The sequence below is a fragment of the Actinoallomurus sp. NBC_01490 genome (genome assembly GCF_036227085.1).
Taxonomy (GTDB): Bacteria; Actinomycetota; Actinomycetes; order Streptosporangiales; family Streptosporangiaceae; genus Actinoallomurus; species Actinoallomurus oryzae.
The window spans coordinates 4596256-4610995 of the sequence record NZ_CP109433.1; the positions used below are offsets into that span (position 1 = coordinate 4596256).

General features: G+C 72.3%; 13 protein-coding genes and 1 pseudogene. 6 read left to right on the forward strand and 8 right to left on the reverse strand.

What is annotated here, in order from left to right; all coding sequences use genetic code 11:
• Positions 1 to 194 precede the first annotated feature (194 nt).
• Positions 195 to 1736, reverse strand: a complete 1542-nt coding sequence (locus OG417_RS21895; protein WP_329259056.1) for a DNA polymerase Y family protein — start codon at positions 1734 to 1736, stop codon at positions 195 to 197.
• Positions 1733 to 2326: a hypothetical protein gene (locus OG417_RS21900; RefSeq protein ID WP_329259057.1), complete on the reverse strand. Its 594-nt coding sequence runs from the start codon at positions 2324 to 2326 to the stop codon at positions 1733 to 1735. The genes OG417_RS21895 and OG417_RS21900 overlap by 4 nt, the downstream gene beginning before the upstream one ends.
• A gap of 323 nt (positions 2327 to 2649) precedes the next feature.
• On the opposite strand from OG417_RS21900, the pseudogene OG417_RS21905 reads away from it, so the two are divergent.
• Positions 2650 to 3856: pseudogene (locus OG417_RS21905) on the forward strand (RNA-guided endonuclease InsQ/TnpB family protein).
• 210 nt (positions 3857 to 4066) lie between these two features.
• Here OG417_RS21905 and OG417_RS21910 read toward each other — a convergent pair.
• Positions 4067 to 4825, reverse strand: coding sequence for a class I SAM-dependent methyltransferase (locus OG417_RS21910; protein ID WP_329259060.1), 759 nt, complete (start codon positions 4823 to 4825; stop codon positions 4067 to 4069).
• An 88-nt stretch (positions 4826 to 4913) separates the two neighbouring features.
• On the opposite strand from OG417_RS21910, the gene OG417_RS21915 reads away from it, so the two are divergent.
• Together OG417_RS21915 and OG417_RS21920 are read left to right on the forward strand one after the other, a co-directional pair.
• Positions 4914 to 5447, forward strand: coding sequence for a CGNR zinc finger domain-containing protein (locus OG417_RS21915; protein WP_329259063.1), 534 nt, complete (start codon positions 4914 to 4916; stop codon positions 5445 to 5447).
• 291 nt (positions 5448 to 5738) lie between these two features.
• Positions 5739 to 7721 (forward strand): NEW3 domain-containing protein, encoded by a 1983-nt coding sequence (locus tag OG417_RS21920; RefSeq protein ID WP_329259066.1) that lies wholly within the window; start codon positions 5739 to 5741, stop codon positions 7719 to 7721.
• Between the two features lie 123 nt (positions 7722 to 7844).
• On the opposite strand, the gene OG417_RS21925 is transcribed toward OG417_RS21920, so the two are convergent.
• Positions 7845 to 8696, reverse strand: coding sequence for a helix-turn-helix transcriptional regulator (locus OG417_RS21925; protein ID WP_329259069.1), 852 nt, complete (start codon positions 8694 to 8696; stop codon positions 7845 to 7847).
• Positions 8697 to 8815: 119 nt separating this feature from the next.
• Here OG417_RS21925 and OG417_RS21930 point away from each other — a divergent pair, with 119 nt between their 5' ends.
• Complete coding sequence (locus OG417_RS21930; RefSeq protein WP_329259071.1) at positions 8816 to 9592, forward strand: NAD(P)H-dependent oxidoreductase; 777 nt, start codon at positions 8816 to 8818, stop codon at positions 9590 to 9592.
• On the opposite strand, the gene OG417_RS21935 is transcribed toward OG417_RS21930, so the two are convergent.
• Both OG417_RS21935 and OG417_RS21940 read right to left on the reverse strand, forming a co-directional pair.
• Positions 9570 to 10064, reverse strand: coding sequence for an anthrone oxygenase family protein (locus tag OG417_RS21935; protein ID WP_329259074.1), 495 nt, complete (start codon positions 10062 to 10064; stop codon positions 9570 to 9572). The two genes, OG417_RS21930 and OG417_RS21935, sit on opposite strands and share 23 nt — an antisense overlap.
• A gap of 107 nt (positions 10065 to 10171) precedes the next feature.
• Positions 10172 to 10765, reverse strand: coding sequence for an NADPH-dependent FMN reductase (locus tag OG417_RS21940; RefSeq protein WP_329259077.1), 594 nt, complete (start codon positions 10763 to 10765; stop codon positions 10172 to 10174).
• 112 nt (positions 10766 to 10877) lie between these two features.
• On the opposite strand from OG417_RS21940, the gene OG417_RS21945 reads away from it, so the two are divergent.
• Positions 10878 to 11717, forward strand: a complete 840-nt coding sequence (locus OG417_RS21945) for a helix-turn-helix domain-containing protein (RefSeq protein WP_329259080.1) — start codon at positions 10878 to 10880, stop codon at positions 11715 to 11717.
• Between the two features lie 105 nt (positions 11718 to 11822).
• Positions 11823 to 12770, forward strand: coding sequence for an AraC family transcriptional regulator (locus OG417_RS21950; protein WP_329259083.1), 948 nt, complete (start codon positions 11823 to 11825; stop codon positions 12768 to 12770).
• On the opposite strand, the gene OG417_RS21955 is transcribed toward OG417_RS21950, so the two are convergent.
• Both OG417_RS21955 and OG417_RS21960 read right to left on the reverse strand, forming a co-directional pair.
• Entirely contained in the window at positions 12733 to 13467 is a 735-nt protein-coding gene (locus OG417_RS21955; RefSeq protein ID WP_329259086.1) for an HAD family hydrolase, read from the reverse strand. The genes OG417_RS21950 and OG417_RS21955 overlap by 38 nt on opposite strands.
• Before the next feature lie 75 nt (positions 13468 to 13542).
• Positions 13543 to 14544, reverse strand: coding sequence for an SRPBCC family protein (locus tag OG417_RS21960; RefSeq protein ID WP_329259088.1), 1002 nt, complete (start codon positions 14542 to 14544; stop codon positions 13543 to 13545).
• Positions 14545 to 14740: the final 196 nt, after the last annotated feature.

The following is a 14740-nucleotide window of genomic DNA, read 5'->3' on the forward strand; positions in this document are numbered from 1 at the left end:
CCGCTCACTCATCGGGGTCGCTCCCGCCCACTGGGTCACTCGCCCTCTTCGTTCGCTCCGCGGACGAGCTCGTTCCTCGCCCCTCCACTCCGCTCACTCATCGGGGTCGCTCCCGCCCACTGGGTCACTCGCCCTCTTCGTTCGCTCCGCGGACGAGCTCGTTCCCCGCGGTCGCTCCCGCCCATTCGGATCCCCTACGCGTATCCGGCTTCGACGTGCCAGTGGCCGCCCTCGAAGACGAGCAGGTGGGCCCGGTCGTCGCCGGTGACGACCTGGAACCGGGCCCGGCGGCGCGCGCGGGCCGGGTCCCACCAGCGTTCGCGGGCCGGCCAGGGGCCCGCCCACGCCGTCACCAGGTGACGGCGCCCGGCGATCTCCACCTCGTGCGGCGGCGCGGACACCGCGCACCGGGCGTCCACCAGGACGGGCGCGCCGTCGGCGTCGGTCACCGTCGCGGGCAGCGGCTCGGGGTGGACGACGGCCGGCGGCGGGTCGGGGACGCGGCCCGGCCACGACCCCTCGGCGGCCGGTTCCGGCGGCAGGTCGCCGAAGGGCACCTGGACGACGCGTTCGCCCGGCCCGCGCCCGCCGGCCGGGAACGGCCGGGTGATCGCCTGGTGGCCGAGCATCGCCTGGACCCGCGCCGCGGCGCGTGCGATCTGGTCGGAGACCGTGGCCTCGCCCCACAGGGCCTCCTGCCGTCCGTCGTCGGCGACGAGCTGGTCGGGCAGGAGCCGCAGCAGCACGACGCCGCCCTCCTGGCCGTCCTCGCCCTGGGTCTCCCAGGACGAGAGCTGCCAGCGGACCCGTTCGGCGACGGCGAGGGCGGACAGCGCCCCGTCGTGCCGCCAGAGCCGGGTCAGCGTACGGCCGTCGGCGCCGGTCACCTCGACCCCGACGCGGACGCAGGTCAGCGCCTCGGCGGCGAGCGCCTCATGCAGCCGTTCGGCGAGGGACTTGGCGGCGAAGACGACCTGTTCGGCGGCCACGGCGGGCGGGTCGAACTCCGTCGACACGCTCAGGTCGGCGAGCGGCGGCCGCGGGGCCGGCGGCCGGGGGTACAGCCCGCGGGCCAGCCGGTGCGCCCGTATCTCGTCGACGCCGAAACGAGCCGTCACGTCGCGCACCGGCAGTGCCGCGAACGCGCCGAGCGTGCGGATGCCGAGCCGGGAGAGCAGGCCGGTGAGCTCGGGCCGGCCGAGGACGCTCACCGGGTACGGGGCGAGGAAGGCGGGTGTCTCGCCCGGGGGCACGACGACGCCGCCCTCACCCGCCCGCGCCGCCAGCTCCGCCGCGAACAGGCCGTCGGCGATGCCCGCACCGCAGTCGAAGCCCTGCTCGACGACGGTGTCCTGCACGTGGACCCGCAGCGACTCCTCGTCGCCGGCCCCCGTCGTACCGCCGCCGTGGTAGCGGGCCGCGCCGCGAACCGGGATCGCGCAGATCCCCGGGCGCACGACCTCGACCCACGGGGTGACGCCGGAGACGGCCGCCGCCACCGACTCGAAGAGCCGCCCCTCGGCGTCGGTGTCCCGGTCGCGTACGACGAGCTCGGGGCAGTGCCGCTGCGCGTCCCGCACCCGCTGCCCGCGCCGTACGCCCGAGGCGCGCGCCGCCGCCGAGCACGCCTCGACCTGGGCGCCGGAGACGACGGCGGCGGGGGTGGCGGCGTCCAGCCCGATCGCGGTGACCGGCCAGTCGGGACACCAGACCACGAGAGCGCGCGGCGGAATCACCCGGCCACCGCCACCGGGGCGCGGGACGGTGTCTCCGGGATCGCCTCCGGGATCTCCGTGGCGGGGGCGACGGTGCCGTCCGGCGCGGGGAGCCAGAGCCAGACCCGCCGGCCGGGACCCGCGGCGCCGCGGCCCGAGGAGACCACCAGGGCACGGCGGCCACGCAGGTGCCCGGTGCCGGTGCCGAGCCCGGACCAGCGCCCCTCCTCGACGCGGAGCCGGAGGTTCGCCCCCTCCCAGGGCCCGGTCACGACCAGCGCGCACCCGTTGCGGCGGGCCAGCGCGGTCAGCCGGCGCACCACCTGAGGGGCCGGCCGGTCCGGGGGCCGGGTGAGCACCAGCGCGCAGCCGTCGGTCAGCGCCGCGACGACGTCGGCCCACCGCCGGCCCGGATCGTCCACGAGCAGAACCCTCATCGGGTCGCCCCCCATCGACGCGGCGGCGGGAATGTGCGCCTCCGGCAGCCCGACGACGGCACACCACCGCTCCTCCAGACCGGCCGTCAACGCCAGGGCGAGAGCGGGCGAACCCTCGACCACGGTGACCGACCCCGGCCGTAGCCCACCCTCGGGAACCACCTCGTGCAACACGGGCAGCACCGGCACCAACGCAGGTCGTGACAGAGTCGACAATCCCTCTGTGACCTGCGTCGATAGCTCACTCACGCGACCATCATCGAACAAAGGTTCGAGTGAAATCAAGTTCGCGGCGATGTCCCGGTGCTAGCGTCCCGGCGGACGCCGGCGATCGGAGGCTCATCTGAATCCACCGAGGAGACCCCGCCGTTCAGGGCGGGGAGGAATCGGCTCCCTGTGGAGCAGGGCACGGCTAGCCGGATCGCCGTCAAGGCGATCCGGCGTTCAGCCCCGAAAACCCGCACACGGTCACACTCTGACGCGATAGCTTGCGGACTGTGACCACCCCCCGTGTGAAGCGTGCTTTCAAGTACCGCTTCTATCCGACCGATGCGCAGGCGGCGGAGCTGTCGCGCACGTTCGGGTGCGTGAGGAAGGTCTACAACCTGGCGCTGGCGGCCCGCACCGACGCCTGGAAGTCGCGGCGGGAACACGTCGGCTACAACACCACCTCCGCGATGCTGACGGCGTGGAAGAAGACCGAGGAACTGGCGTTCTTGAACGAGGTGTCCAGCGTTCCGCTTCAGCAGGTGCTGCGGCATCTGCAGACCGCGTTCACGAACTTCTTCGCCGGACGGGCCAGGTATCCGCGGTTCAAGGCGAAGAAGAAGAAGTCCCGCAAGTCCGCCGAGTACACCGCCAGCGGGTTCCGGTTCGGTGAGGGGACACTGACCCTCGCCAAGATGGCAGAGCCGCTGAACATCGTCTGGTCCCGGCCCCTCCCGCAGGGCGCCAAGCCTTCGACGGTGACGGTGTCCCAGGATGCGGCGGGGCGCTGGTTCGTGTCCCTGCTGTGCGAAGACCCCGACGTCAAGCCGCTGCCGGTGAACGGTGACGCGGTCGGGGTGGATGCCGGGCTGGTACATCTGCTGACCCTGTCCACCGGGGAGAAGGTCACCAACCCCCGGCACGAACGCCGGGACCGCAAGCGCCTGGCCAAGGCACAGCGGGAACTGTCCCGCAAAGCCGAAGGGGATGGTTCCAACCGGGCCAAGGCCCGGCGTAAGGTCGCCCGGATCCACGCACGGATCACCGACCGGCGTCATGACACGCTGCACAAGCTCACCACTCGACTCGTCCGCGATAACCAAGTGGTCGTGATCGAGGACCTGACCGTCAAGAACATGCTGAAAAACGGCCATCTGGCCCGCGCCATCGCCGATGCCGCGTGGAGCGAGTTCCGGCGCATGCTGGAGAACAAGGCCGGATGGTATGGCCGTGAGGTGATCGTGGTCGATCGCTGGTTCCCCTCCTCCAAACTGTGCTCGGCCTGCGGAACCGTGGCCGAGGCGATGCCGCTGGACGTCCGTTCCTGGACGTGCGGCTGCGGCACGACCCATGACCGGGATGTGAACGCGGCGAAGAACCTTCTGGCCGCCGGGCTGGCGGTGTCGGCCTGTGGAGCCGGTGTAAGACCTCGGGCGGGACTGCTCCCGGTCGGGGCTGTCGGCACTGAAGCAGGAAACCCCACGGCGTGAGCCGTAGGAATCTCCCTCGTTCACGAGGGGGAGGAAGTCAAGGAAGAACCTCCGGAAGGGCAGCGAACAACGGTTGTCGCCCCTCCACCGCCGCGAACCGCGGCGGGCTCCCGTTCTGCGACGTCGTTCCCGGGGAGCACGCGGATCGCGATCATCATACCGGACGTGCCGCGCCGGGCCGGGCGCCGCTCGGCGTCCGGCCCGGCGCGTCGTGTGGTCAGCGGCGGACCGCGCAGAGGACGCGGTTGTTCCCGTGCTGCCAGAGCGTGCCGACCTCGCCGAACCCCGCGTCGTGGAGTGCCGCGACGTGCGCCGCCAGCGTGCCGGACTCCGAGCCGTGGTGCCCGGCGGCGGCCGAACGGTCCGGGGCGAGCGCGGCCAGCGCCGGATCCGCTGCGGCGGCGTCCCACCACTGCCCCCAGTCCTCGGGCCTGTCGTCGCCGAACCGGCGGTGCGTGGCGCGGTCGGCCAGGGCGCGTTCGAGCCGCCGCAACGTGGGCTCGCCGGCGTCGAGGTGGTCGCCGTTGAGGAACAGCCCGCCCGGCCGCAGCGCCGACGCCAACTCGGTGTACGCGGTGCGGAGCGCGGGCTCGGGCAGCCAGTGCAGCGCGGTGGTGCTGACCGCCGCGTCGGCCGGACGGTCCAGCTCGAGCGCGGCCGCCCAGCCCGGTGTGCCCAGGTCGTGGTCGGCGAACCGCAGTGCCGGCCGGCCGGAGTGGGCGCCCCGGCCGAGCGCGAGCAGGAGCGGGTCGGTGTCGATCGCGACGACGGTGGCGTCCGGAATGCGGTCGAGCAGCCGGGCGGACAGCGAACCGGGCCCGCAACCGAGGTCGAGGACGAGCGGATCCGGCCGTCCGGCGCCGGCCTCGACCGCGTCGATCAGCGCGGTGAAGCGCTCCTCGCGGTCGGGCAGGTAGCCCTCCTGCTGGCGGTCCCAGCGGGAGATCCATGCCTGTGCCACCGTGGTCGTGAGCATGTGCGACTCCTGTAACTGTCGTCTAAGATTTCGACAGTCACAAACTAGATGAAGCGGTGTAACTGGTCAAGTGAATTTCAACAGTCACATGGATCTGGTCGTCGGCATCGCCGTCGGCCTGGTGAACACGCTCACCGAAGGAGAGCGGCGGGGTCGCCCGTACACCCCGCCGGTCGGCGAGGCGCGGCGTACGGCCCTCATCGAGATCGGCGCCGGCGACCTCGGCGAGCAGGACACCACGGTCCTCGCCGAGATGGCCGTCGAGCTGCGCGCGGTCTTCACCGCGGTCGCGAACGGCGACATCGACGCCGCCGCCCACCAGGTCAACCACCTGCTCGACGTGACCCACGCGCGCCCGCACCTGAACCGCCACGACGGCGAGCCCTGGCATCTGCACTTCCACGGCGCCGGCGGCACCGTGTCCACCGACTGGGTGGCCGGCTGCGCGACCGGCCTGGCGGTGGTGCTCGGCAGTGAGTTCCACGACCGGCTGGGCGTGTGCACGGCGCCGCACTGCGACCGCGTCTACGTCGACACCTCCCGCAACGGCACCCGCCGGTTCTGCTCCACCGCCTGCCAGAACCGCGTCAAGACCGCCGCGTTCCGCGCCCGCGGCCGGTGAGATAGCGGACCTGTTTTACCTGCGGCACCTTTATGTCACATCGAATGGGCCTTGACGTGCAACCGGTTGCATGGAACTTTAAGCGCAACCTACCGGCGAGAGGCGCGAATGCTCACGCCTGGAGGAGGGTGAACGATGCACTTGTTCCACTGGACCGGGTTGCCGACCCCTTTCAAGAATCGGCCTCGGCAGCGGCTGAACATCACTTCCCCGCGGGAGTACATGACCCTCAGGAAGGTGCAGATGCTTCCGGCCGAGACCGATCCCGCCGCCCGCCGCTGGATCCGCCGCGTGACCGCCGCCGCCTGCGCATTCGCCGCCGCGGTCGCGATGGCGGGCTTCGGTGCCTTGCCCGCCTCTGGTGCGACCGGCACGCCGGCCGCACCAGAGGCGAGCGGCCTGCCGCCAGGCCATGAGGTGGCCCTGTTCGACAGTACGTATCGCAGTCTTGCCGAGCGGGTCACGGCGCGCGGGTACGCGCCAACGTCGCTGGCGGGCTACTACGCGGCGATGTACACGCGGGACTCGTCTGTCAACGCGCTGGCGCTGCTGCTGGGGGGAGACGACGCGAAGGCGCGAGCGATCCTGCGTTACATCTTCCGGTACAGCGCGGCGTCAGGGCAGGCACGGATGCCGCACCGGATCTATCAGGAGTCGGACACGCTCGCCGCTGCCGGTGAGCAGACAGACGTCTCCGCCCCGACGGTGAGTTTCCGGGGACCCCACGCGCAGGCAACGCAACCGATTCCGGCGCCCGGCCTGGTCACCGCCACCGACGTGTGGCTGGACAGAACCTCCCAAGCGCGTGGGACGGTGCGCGCGACACTGCTCGCCGGTACCGGCCCGGATGTGCAGGTCGTGGATACCACCAGCATTGCCGTCTCGCAGATTCCGGCCGGCGGCGGCTGGGTGACGCTGCGGTTCCTGCCGCCGCTGTTCAGCAGCCCACCGGCGGGCGGTTACTCGCTGCGGCTTGAAGCGCCGGACACCCCGCCAGGCTCGGTGACCTGGCGCGGAGCCGCGGACGGCACGCTCTCCTACCGGGAGCGGGTCACCGATTTCAACATCTCCGGCTACGACATGTACGACGAGACCGACCAGGCCTACAGCGTGCTTCTGGTCTGGGCCCGCTACGTGCGGGCCAACCCGAGCGACCGGACCTTCGTCGCCGAGACCTGGCCCTACGTGCGCCGCTACGCCAACTACTACCTCGACACACCCGGCTACCTCGACGCGGGCCTGGACCTGATCCGCAACCCGATCCTCGACGATGAGGGCTATCACAACACCTATGACCTGCTGACGAACGTCTTCACCTCCCAGGCGTTGCACGAACTCACCCCGATCGCTGATCGGCTCGGGGACCCGGCCGACGCCGGGCGATGGCATTCGATCTCCGAACAGATCGAGCGGGGCATCGACACCAACCTGGTGACCACCGTTGACGGAAAGCGGATCTACGGCGAGAAGTACGAGGTCACCGAAGGCAACCGTTTCTACCCCGGCTACTCCTTCGCCAACCTCGCCCCGATCGCGGTCGACTGGTACGCCTTGGACACGCAGACCATGGCCAACACACTGCGGGCCTACCTCACCCACGAGAGCAGGGACTGGTCCGGCGTGCAGATGCCGTCCTCGATGCATGACTACGCTTTCACCGGCCACAACGACTGGGTGCTCACCAAGGGACTGGCCTGGGAATGGCGCTTCGACCAAGAGAACCGTAACCAGAACCGCATTCCGGCACTGGACGCGTTCCTGCGCCATTACTACCCGGACGAGACACAGCCGATCTCCGAGGGGTGGATCCTCGACTCCGACGAGAACCTGCGGGTCACCGACCCGGGCAACCAGGAACACGCCGGCTGGTACGCCATCGAGATGCTCGAGACCTATCGCGGGCTGCGTGGGACCGCGAATTCGCTGAACGCGTCGATGCGCCGCACCCCGAGCCTGTACGCCACTGCACCTACCAGCGTGGTCGCGGGCACCCCGTTCACCGTCACCGCGACCCTCTACAACACCACCGGCGAACCGGTCGACTATCAGGCGCTGCGGCTACGCCCGCCCACCGGCTGGGCCGTGAGCCAACCCCCGGTAGGCGGCGGGCAACTGGCACCGGGCGATCCGATCCCGGTCACGTGGACGGTCGCTCCACCCGCCGACGCGCCCGTCGGACCGGCGACCCTGACCGTGACGACCCGAACGACCGCCCGGCGCGGTGGCACCCAAAGGTTGTCCGGCGGCGTCACGGTTACGGTCGCGAGGCAATGATCCACGACGACACGCCTGTCACCAGCGGAAACGGTCCCGCTCCACCACCTGCCAGAACCGCGCCAAGGCCGCCGCGTTCCGCGCCCACGGCCGGTGAGCCCGGGCAGGGTCCGCGCGGAACGGTCAGCGCGGCGAGGCCGTCCACGTGCCGAGGAGCCGCAGGGCCTCCTCGGCACCGCCGTCCTCACCGGCGTTGTACACGTGCAGCTCCTGGCCCGCCTGGCCCGCGGAGACCGGCAGCTGGAGGGTCTCATAGCGCAGGGTCAGCTCTCCGACCGCCGGATGGCGGAAGCGCTTGGTGCCGCTGCCGCACACCATCACGTCGGCGGACGCCCACAGCGCGCCGAAGTCCTCGCTGCGCACCGACAGCTCTCCGACCAGCTCGCGCAGCCGTTCGTCGTCGGCGTGCCGGCCCGCGGCGAGCCGCAGCACCGCCACGGTCTCCCGCGCGCGCTGTTCCCAGTCGGGGAAGGTCTCCCGCGAGACCGGGTCCAGGAACAGATAACGCGCGTTGTTGTGGTCGCGGCGGCCCTCGCCGAGCCCGCCGAACAGCTCCGAGCCCAGCCGGTTCCAGGCCAGGACGTCCTGGCGGTGCCCGGTGATCAGGGCCGGCAGGCCGTACATCGCGTCGAGGAGCCGCTGCAGCTCCGGCCGGACCCGCTCCGGGTGCCGCCGCGACGACCGGCGAACCTTCCGCGGCGCCGCGGTCAGCGCGCGCAGGTGCTCGCGTTCGGTACGGCCGAGGCCGAGCACGTCCGCGAGCGCGTCGAGGATCTCCGGGGACGGCTGCGTCGCGCGTCCCTGCTCCAGCCGTACGTAGTAGTCGACGCTGATCCCGGCGAGCTGCGCCAGCTCCTCCCGCCGCAGGCCCGGCACGCGGCGGCGCGTGCCCGCCGCGATCCCCACACTGTCGGGGGCCACCCGTGCCCGGCGTGAGCGCAGGAACGCGCCGAGCTCCCGGCCGTCGTCATCCATGCTCTTCAGTATGTGCACTTCCCGCTCGTTGAACCTGGCCCTGTGAATACCAGGACACCGACGCCGATGGAAACGCCGGGTACTGGTTCCGCGCGCCGCGCGGCGCGACAACGGGATACATGAACGTTCTCATCGTCACCGCACACCCCGAGCCGCGCTCCCTCAACGGCGCGCTCACCGCGTTCGCCGCCACCGAGCTGCGCGGCGCCGGCCATGACGTCCGCGTCTCCGACCTGTACGCCATGCGCTGGCGGCCCGCCGTCGGGGCCGGGGACTTTCCCGGCCACGCCCCGGACGAGCGGCTCGACGTGATCGGCGCCTCCGGCCGCGCGTACGCCGAGGGGCGCCTGGCGCCGGAGATCGCCGCGGAGCAGGACAAGCTGCTGTGGTCCGACGCGCTCATCCTGCAGTTCCCGATGTGGTGGTTCTCGATGCCGGCCGTGCTCAAGGGCTGGGTGGACCGCGTCTTCACGCACGGGTTCGGGTACGGCGTGGGCACGAAGGGCCGGACCCTCTACGGCGACGGCACGCTCGCCGGCCGCCGGGCCATGGTGTCACTGACCATCGGCGCCGCCGAACGGTCGTTCTCGGCCCGCGGCGTCCACGGCAGCCTGGACGAACTGCTGTTCCCGATCCAGCACGGGCTCCTCTACTACACCGGCATGGACGTGCTGCCGCCGTTCGCCGTCTGGGACTCCATCGAGGTGAGCGAGGCCGGGTTCGCCGCGGTCACCGAGGCGTACGCGAAACGGCTGCGCGGTTTGTTCACCGACGAGCCGATCGCGTACCGGCCGCTGGCGGGCGGCGACTACACGCGGACGATGGAGCTGCGCCCCGAACTGGAGCCGGGCGCCGGCGGCCTGGCGGTCCACCTCAGGCGCCACGGCCCCAGATGAACAGGCCCGTACCGACGAAGAGCACGCTGAGCAGGCTCGACAGCGTACGCACGTGGTTCCACGCGGTCCACCGGGAGGAGTAGTCGGACCAGACGCGCGCCAGCTCCCCGGCCGACGGCCGGGCGGCGTCCAGCGCGTCGTTCATCGGGATGTTGACCGCGAAGCTCGGCACGAGCGTCCCCAGGACGTAGACCGCCGCCGCGGCGAGGAACAGCAGGCCCGCCGTGCGCTGCCCGAGGACGAGCAGCAGCACGCCCGTGACGGCCCCCGCGACCGGCATCAGCAGGAACGCCATGAGGAACAGGGGATTTTGGATCTTCACGTTGATGGCGCGCATCGCGGCGATGGCCTGGCCCGGCTTGACGGCGTCGAGCCCGATCATCACCGATATCGAGTAGGCGAAGAAGACGCCGGCCAGTGCGGCGGCGAACAGCAGCGTCGCGGTGGCGGAGACTCCCGTCAGGATCTTCATGCAGCTCAGTGAACCGCCGGCCGCGCCGCCGCGGCCATGGGCGAGACGCTCACGCGCATGTCCGTGCGTCCAGGGCCGCCGGCGGCGAGTACTCCACGGGACTCCTGTCAGGCCGGGTACGGAGCAGCGCGGCGTGCCGCGCCCAGGGCGGCGGCCCACCAGGCGAGCTGGTCCAGCAGGACCTTGGCGTACCCGGGCGCCTCGGGGTCCAGCGGCCGCCCGTCCTGCCAGGAGGTGAAGTAGTTCGGAAACGCCAGACCGTCGCGGATGGTCACCGCGTGCAGTTCGGTGAGGACGTTCTCCAGGTGGAGGACGGCGTGGCGACCTCCGGCCGCGCCGCCGTAGCTGACGAAGGCCACCGGCTTGGCCGTCCACTGGGTGAAGTGCCAGTCGATGGCGGCCTTCAAGGAGGCGGGGTAGCTGTGGTTGTACTCGGGCGTGACGAGGATGAAGGCGTCGGCCTCCTCCAGGCGGGACGTCAGGGGGGCCATCGTCTCGGGGCGCGGGTAGGAGTCGCCGGCGAACTTCGGCGGCGCCGCCGGCAGCGACAGCGGGATCTCGACGTCGGCGAGGTCGACGACCTCGACGTCGAACCCGCCGTGTGCGCGCGCCTGCTCGGCGACCCAGGAGGCGGCCACGGGCCCGAACCGGCCTTCGCGGACGCTCCCGACGATGATGACCAACTTGTGCTTCTCGTTCATGTGCTCCACGGTCCACTTCCGCCGGAGCGGTAACCAGACCGGCCGTAGGCTGGCCCCCGCAGGGCCACCCTGAGCCCTCCGCGCGCACCGGTACCCTCACTAGACTCCGCTCATGGGCACGCCACTGGGCGACTTCGTCCGCGCCAAGCGCGACAGCATCCAGCCCGCGTCATTCGGGCTCCCCGAGCACGGCCGCCGCCGCTCTCCGGGGCTGCGACGCTCGGACGTGGCCACGCGCGCCGGGATCAGCGTCGAGTACCTCACCCGCATCGAACAGGGACGAGACCGCAACCCGTCCCCTTCCGTGCTCAACGCTCTCGCCGACGCCCTGAGCCTGGATGCCGCGGAACGTGACCACCTGCGCTACCTCGCCAAGATCACCGGAGGGGCCTGCGCCGGGCACCAGCGGCCGGCGCCGCCCGGCCGCGACGTCCGCCCCACCGTGCTGGCGACCCTCCGGCTCCTCGAGCCCGCGGTCGCGTTCGTCACCAACCGCCTGGGCGACGTGCTCGCGCACACTGACGGGTTCGAGCTGGTGATGCGGGGGAGCGGACTGCTGGAGACCGAGGCGCCGAACCTGACGCGTTACGTGTTCACCGATCCGCGGGCCCGGACGCTCTTCCCCGACTGGGACCAGGTGGCCGACGAACAGGTCTTCGACCTGTGGCTCGGACCGTCCGTGGAGACCTCGGAGTGGTTCATGGCCGAACTCGCCCCCCTCGCCGGGCAGGAGTTCACCCGGCGGTTCAGCCGTCAGCTGCCCCCGCCGCAGGTCCCGCTCCGGCTCAACCACCCCACCGCGCACGAGCTGCGGTGGGATCGAGAACGGCTGGAGCTGCCGCGCACGGACGCGCAACAGCTGGTCGTCCTTCTGCCCGCCGACGAGACGACGGCGCAGTCCATGGAGCGGCTGCGCCGCCGGCCCGGCGGCACTCTGCGCGCGATCGGCTGACCCGGCCGCGCAGGCGTCCCGGCGGGCGGCTCGCCGAAGACCACGCGGCCCAAGGGGCGGGCCGCGGACGGGGTACGACGGCGGCAGGGACATTAAGGTGAGCGCATGGACCCGCTCGCGCGCATACTCGACGGGCCGAGGGCCCGCGACGCGTTCCTGCTGCGGTCGATCCTGACACCCCCGTGGTCGCTGCGGATCGAGGACCGCGCGCCGCTGACCGTGGCGTCGGTCGTGCGCGGCGAGGCGTGGCTGGTGCCCGACGACGACGCCGCCGTACGTCTCCGGCCCGGTGACGTCGCGGTCATCCGCGGTCCCCACCCGTACACGGTCGCCGACCATCCGGCCACGCCGCCCCGGGTCGTCATCCACCCCGGGCAGCGCTGCACCACGCCGGAGGGGGAGTCGCTGTCCGCGGCCATGGCACTCGGCCTGCGGACCTGGGGCGACCGTACGGATGACGAAGCCGGGGCCACCACGCTGTTCACCGGCGTCTATGAGTTCGAGGGCGAGATCAACGGGCGGCTGTCGCGGGTGCTGCCGCAGCGCATCGTCCTGCCCGCCGAGGACTGGGACTCCCCGCTGCTGCCGTTGCTGGGGGAGGAGCTGCACCGCGACGCGCCGGGCCAGCAGGCGCTGCTCGACCGGTTGCTGGACCTGCTGCTCACCGCCGTCCTGCGGGCGTGGTTCTCCCGTCCGGAGGCCGAGGTGCCGGGCTGGTACCGCGCGCAGGGCGACCCGGTGGTCGGCGCGGCGCTGCGGCTGCTGCACGACGAGCCGGCCCACCCGTGGACCGTGGCCGCGCTGGCCGCGCGGACGGGCGTCTCACGGGCCGCGCTGGCCCGGCGGTTCAGCGACCTGGTCGGCGAGCCGCCGATGACGTACCTCACCGACCTGCGCCTGGCGCTGGCCGCCGACCTGCTGCGCGAGCCGGACGCCACGGTCGCGGCGGTCGCGCGGCGGGTCGGCTACGGCAGCGCGTTCGCGCTCAGCGCCGCCTTCAAACGTGAGCGGGGGGTCAGCCCGCAGGAGCACCGCGCCGCGGCGCTCGGCTGAGGGCCTCAGCGAGCAGCGGCGCGAACCCCTCGGGGCGTTCGTGCGCCGGAAGCGGGTCGACGAAGAACGTGCGGACGCCGATCGCCTGGGCGCCGCCGTCGGCCCGCCGGTTATCGCCCACCATGAGCGTACGGCCGGGGTCGGCGTCCAGGCGCGCGCAGGCGGTCTTGAACAGCACGGGATCGGGCTTGCAGTGGCCCTCCTCGTACGACAGCAGGACGGTGTCGAACAGGGCGGCGACTCCGTGGGCGGCGAGCACGGGCCGCGGGTCCCAGCCGATGTTGCTGACCACGGCCGTGCGGATCCCGTGCTCCTTCAGCGCGCGCAGGGTGGGGAGCGTGTCGGGGTAGGGCGTCCAGGCCTCGGGCAGCGTGCGGCTCTCGTACACGGCGTCGGCCAGTTCGGGCCACGGCCAGCCGGAGTGGCGGATCAGCCAGGTGTACGCGCCCCGGTGCGCGGCGGCCTCGAGATCACGCCGCTCCCAGGTGGCACGGATCTCCTCGGGGATGTCCGCCGGAAAGTTCCCGCCCGGCAGCCCGCCGGATCTTTCCAGCCGCCGGGCCCACTCGTGGACCTCCGCCTCCGTCAGCTCGATCCCGGCGTCCGCGAGCAACCCGGCCAGCCACCGGTCGGACGGGCCGGCCACCATGAGGGTTCCGGAGAAGTCGAACAGCACCGCTTCCACTGGTTCAGACATGAGGCCGGACCCTACCGCCCGTGCCCGGCGAGGCGCCTCACCACCTCGGTGGCCGGTGAGGCGCTGACGCCGGGATCAGCCGCGGTCGGAACGGCCGCGCAGGCGCGCGAACAGCCGCCGGAACATGCCGGCCAGCACCACCTTGATCATGGTGCTCGCCTTGATGGCGCTCGTGGGCTCGGCGGACGACGCCGAGGACGAAGTGGGGGCCGCATCCGCCGGCGCGGCCGCCTTGTCCGCGTCGCCCGCCGTCTTCGCGCCGGTGGCCGCCGCGCCGGAGCCCGGGCCCGAGTTCGCGCCCGCGTCTGACTCCGCGCCCGCGTCCGCGTTCGGCTCCGCGCCCGTGGTTGGCTCCGTGGCGGCCGAAGGCTTGGTCGTGGCCGGTGGCTCGGCCGCGACCGGGGCTTCGGCCTCGGTCGTGCCCGCGGACGTGCCCGCCTCGGACGGCGCGGCGTCGGTCGCCGCAGTCTCGGTCGCCGGAGCCTCCGTCGCCGGGGCCGCCGCCGGGGTCTCGGTCGCGGGAGCGCCGGGCGTCCCGCTGTCCGCCTCCGCCTCGATGCGCTCGCGCACTCGTGCCGCCAGGTCGCCCACCATCCGGTTGGAGACGTCGGCCATGATGCCGCGCCCGAACTGCGCCAGCCTGCCGGAGATCGTCAGGTCGGTCTTCAGCAGGACGCTGGACCCGCCGTCCCTGGGCTCCACGCGCATCGTCGCGGTCGCCTTCGCCGTGCCCGATCCGCGGGCGTCCTTACCCTCGGCGACCAGCACCGCGACCCGCGCGGTCTCGTCCTTCTCGGTGATCCGGGCGGTCCCGGAGAAGGACGCCGTCACCGGGCCGAGCTTGATCTTGACCTTGCCCTTGTACCGGTCGTCGCCGAGGTCCTCGGTGAGCTCGGCGCCGGGAAAGCAGGTGGCGACGTTGTGCGGGTTCTGCAGGAAGCCGAACACCCGGTCCGGGTCGGCGTCGACGTCGAAGGAGTTCTCGATGAGCATGGGGGTCCTTCCGGGGGAGAGGCCGTCGCCGCGAATCGACTCCCACGACGCGCGCGGGCCGTCCTCCACGGCGTTCGCGATCACGGCGGAGCCGGGATCGTACCGCCCTCACCGTCGCCGTTCCCACCCCGACAGCCGCCGTTCGCCGGAGCGGCGGCCGGCGGGCTCACCCCCGGACGACGGCCGCCGGCGCGCCTCGGTGCGACGACCAGGACATCCATCGTCGATACGAGGGGCGACACAGCCACGGCAGCCGGGACGCGCACGATCACGCGTGCCC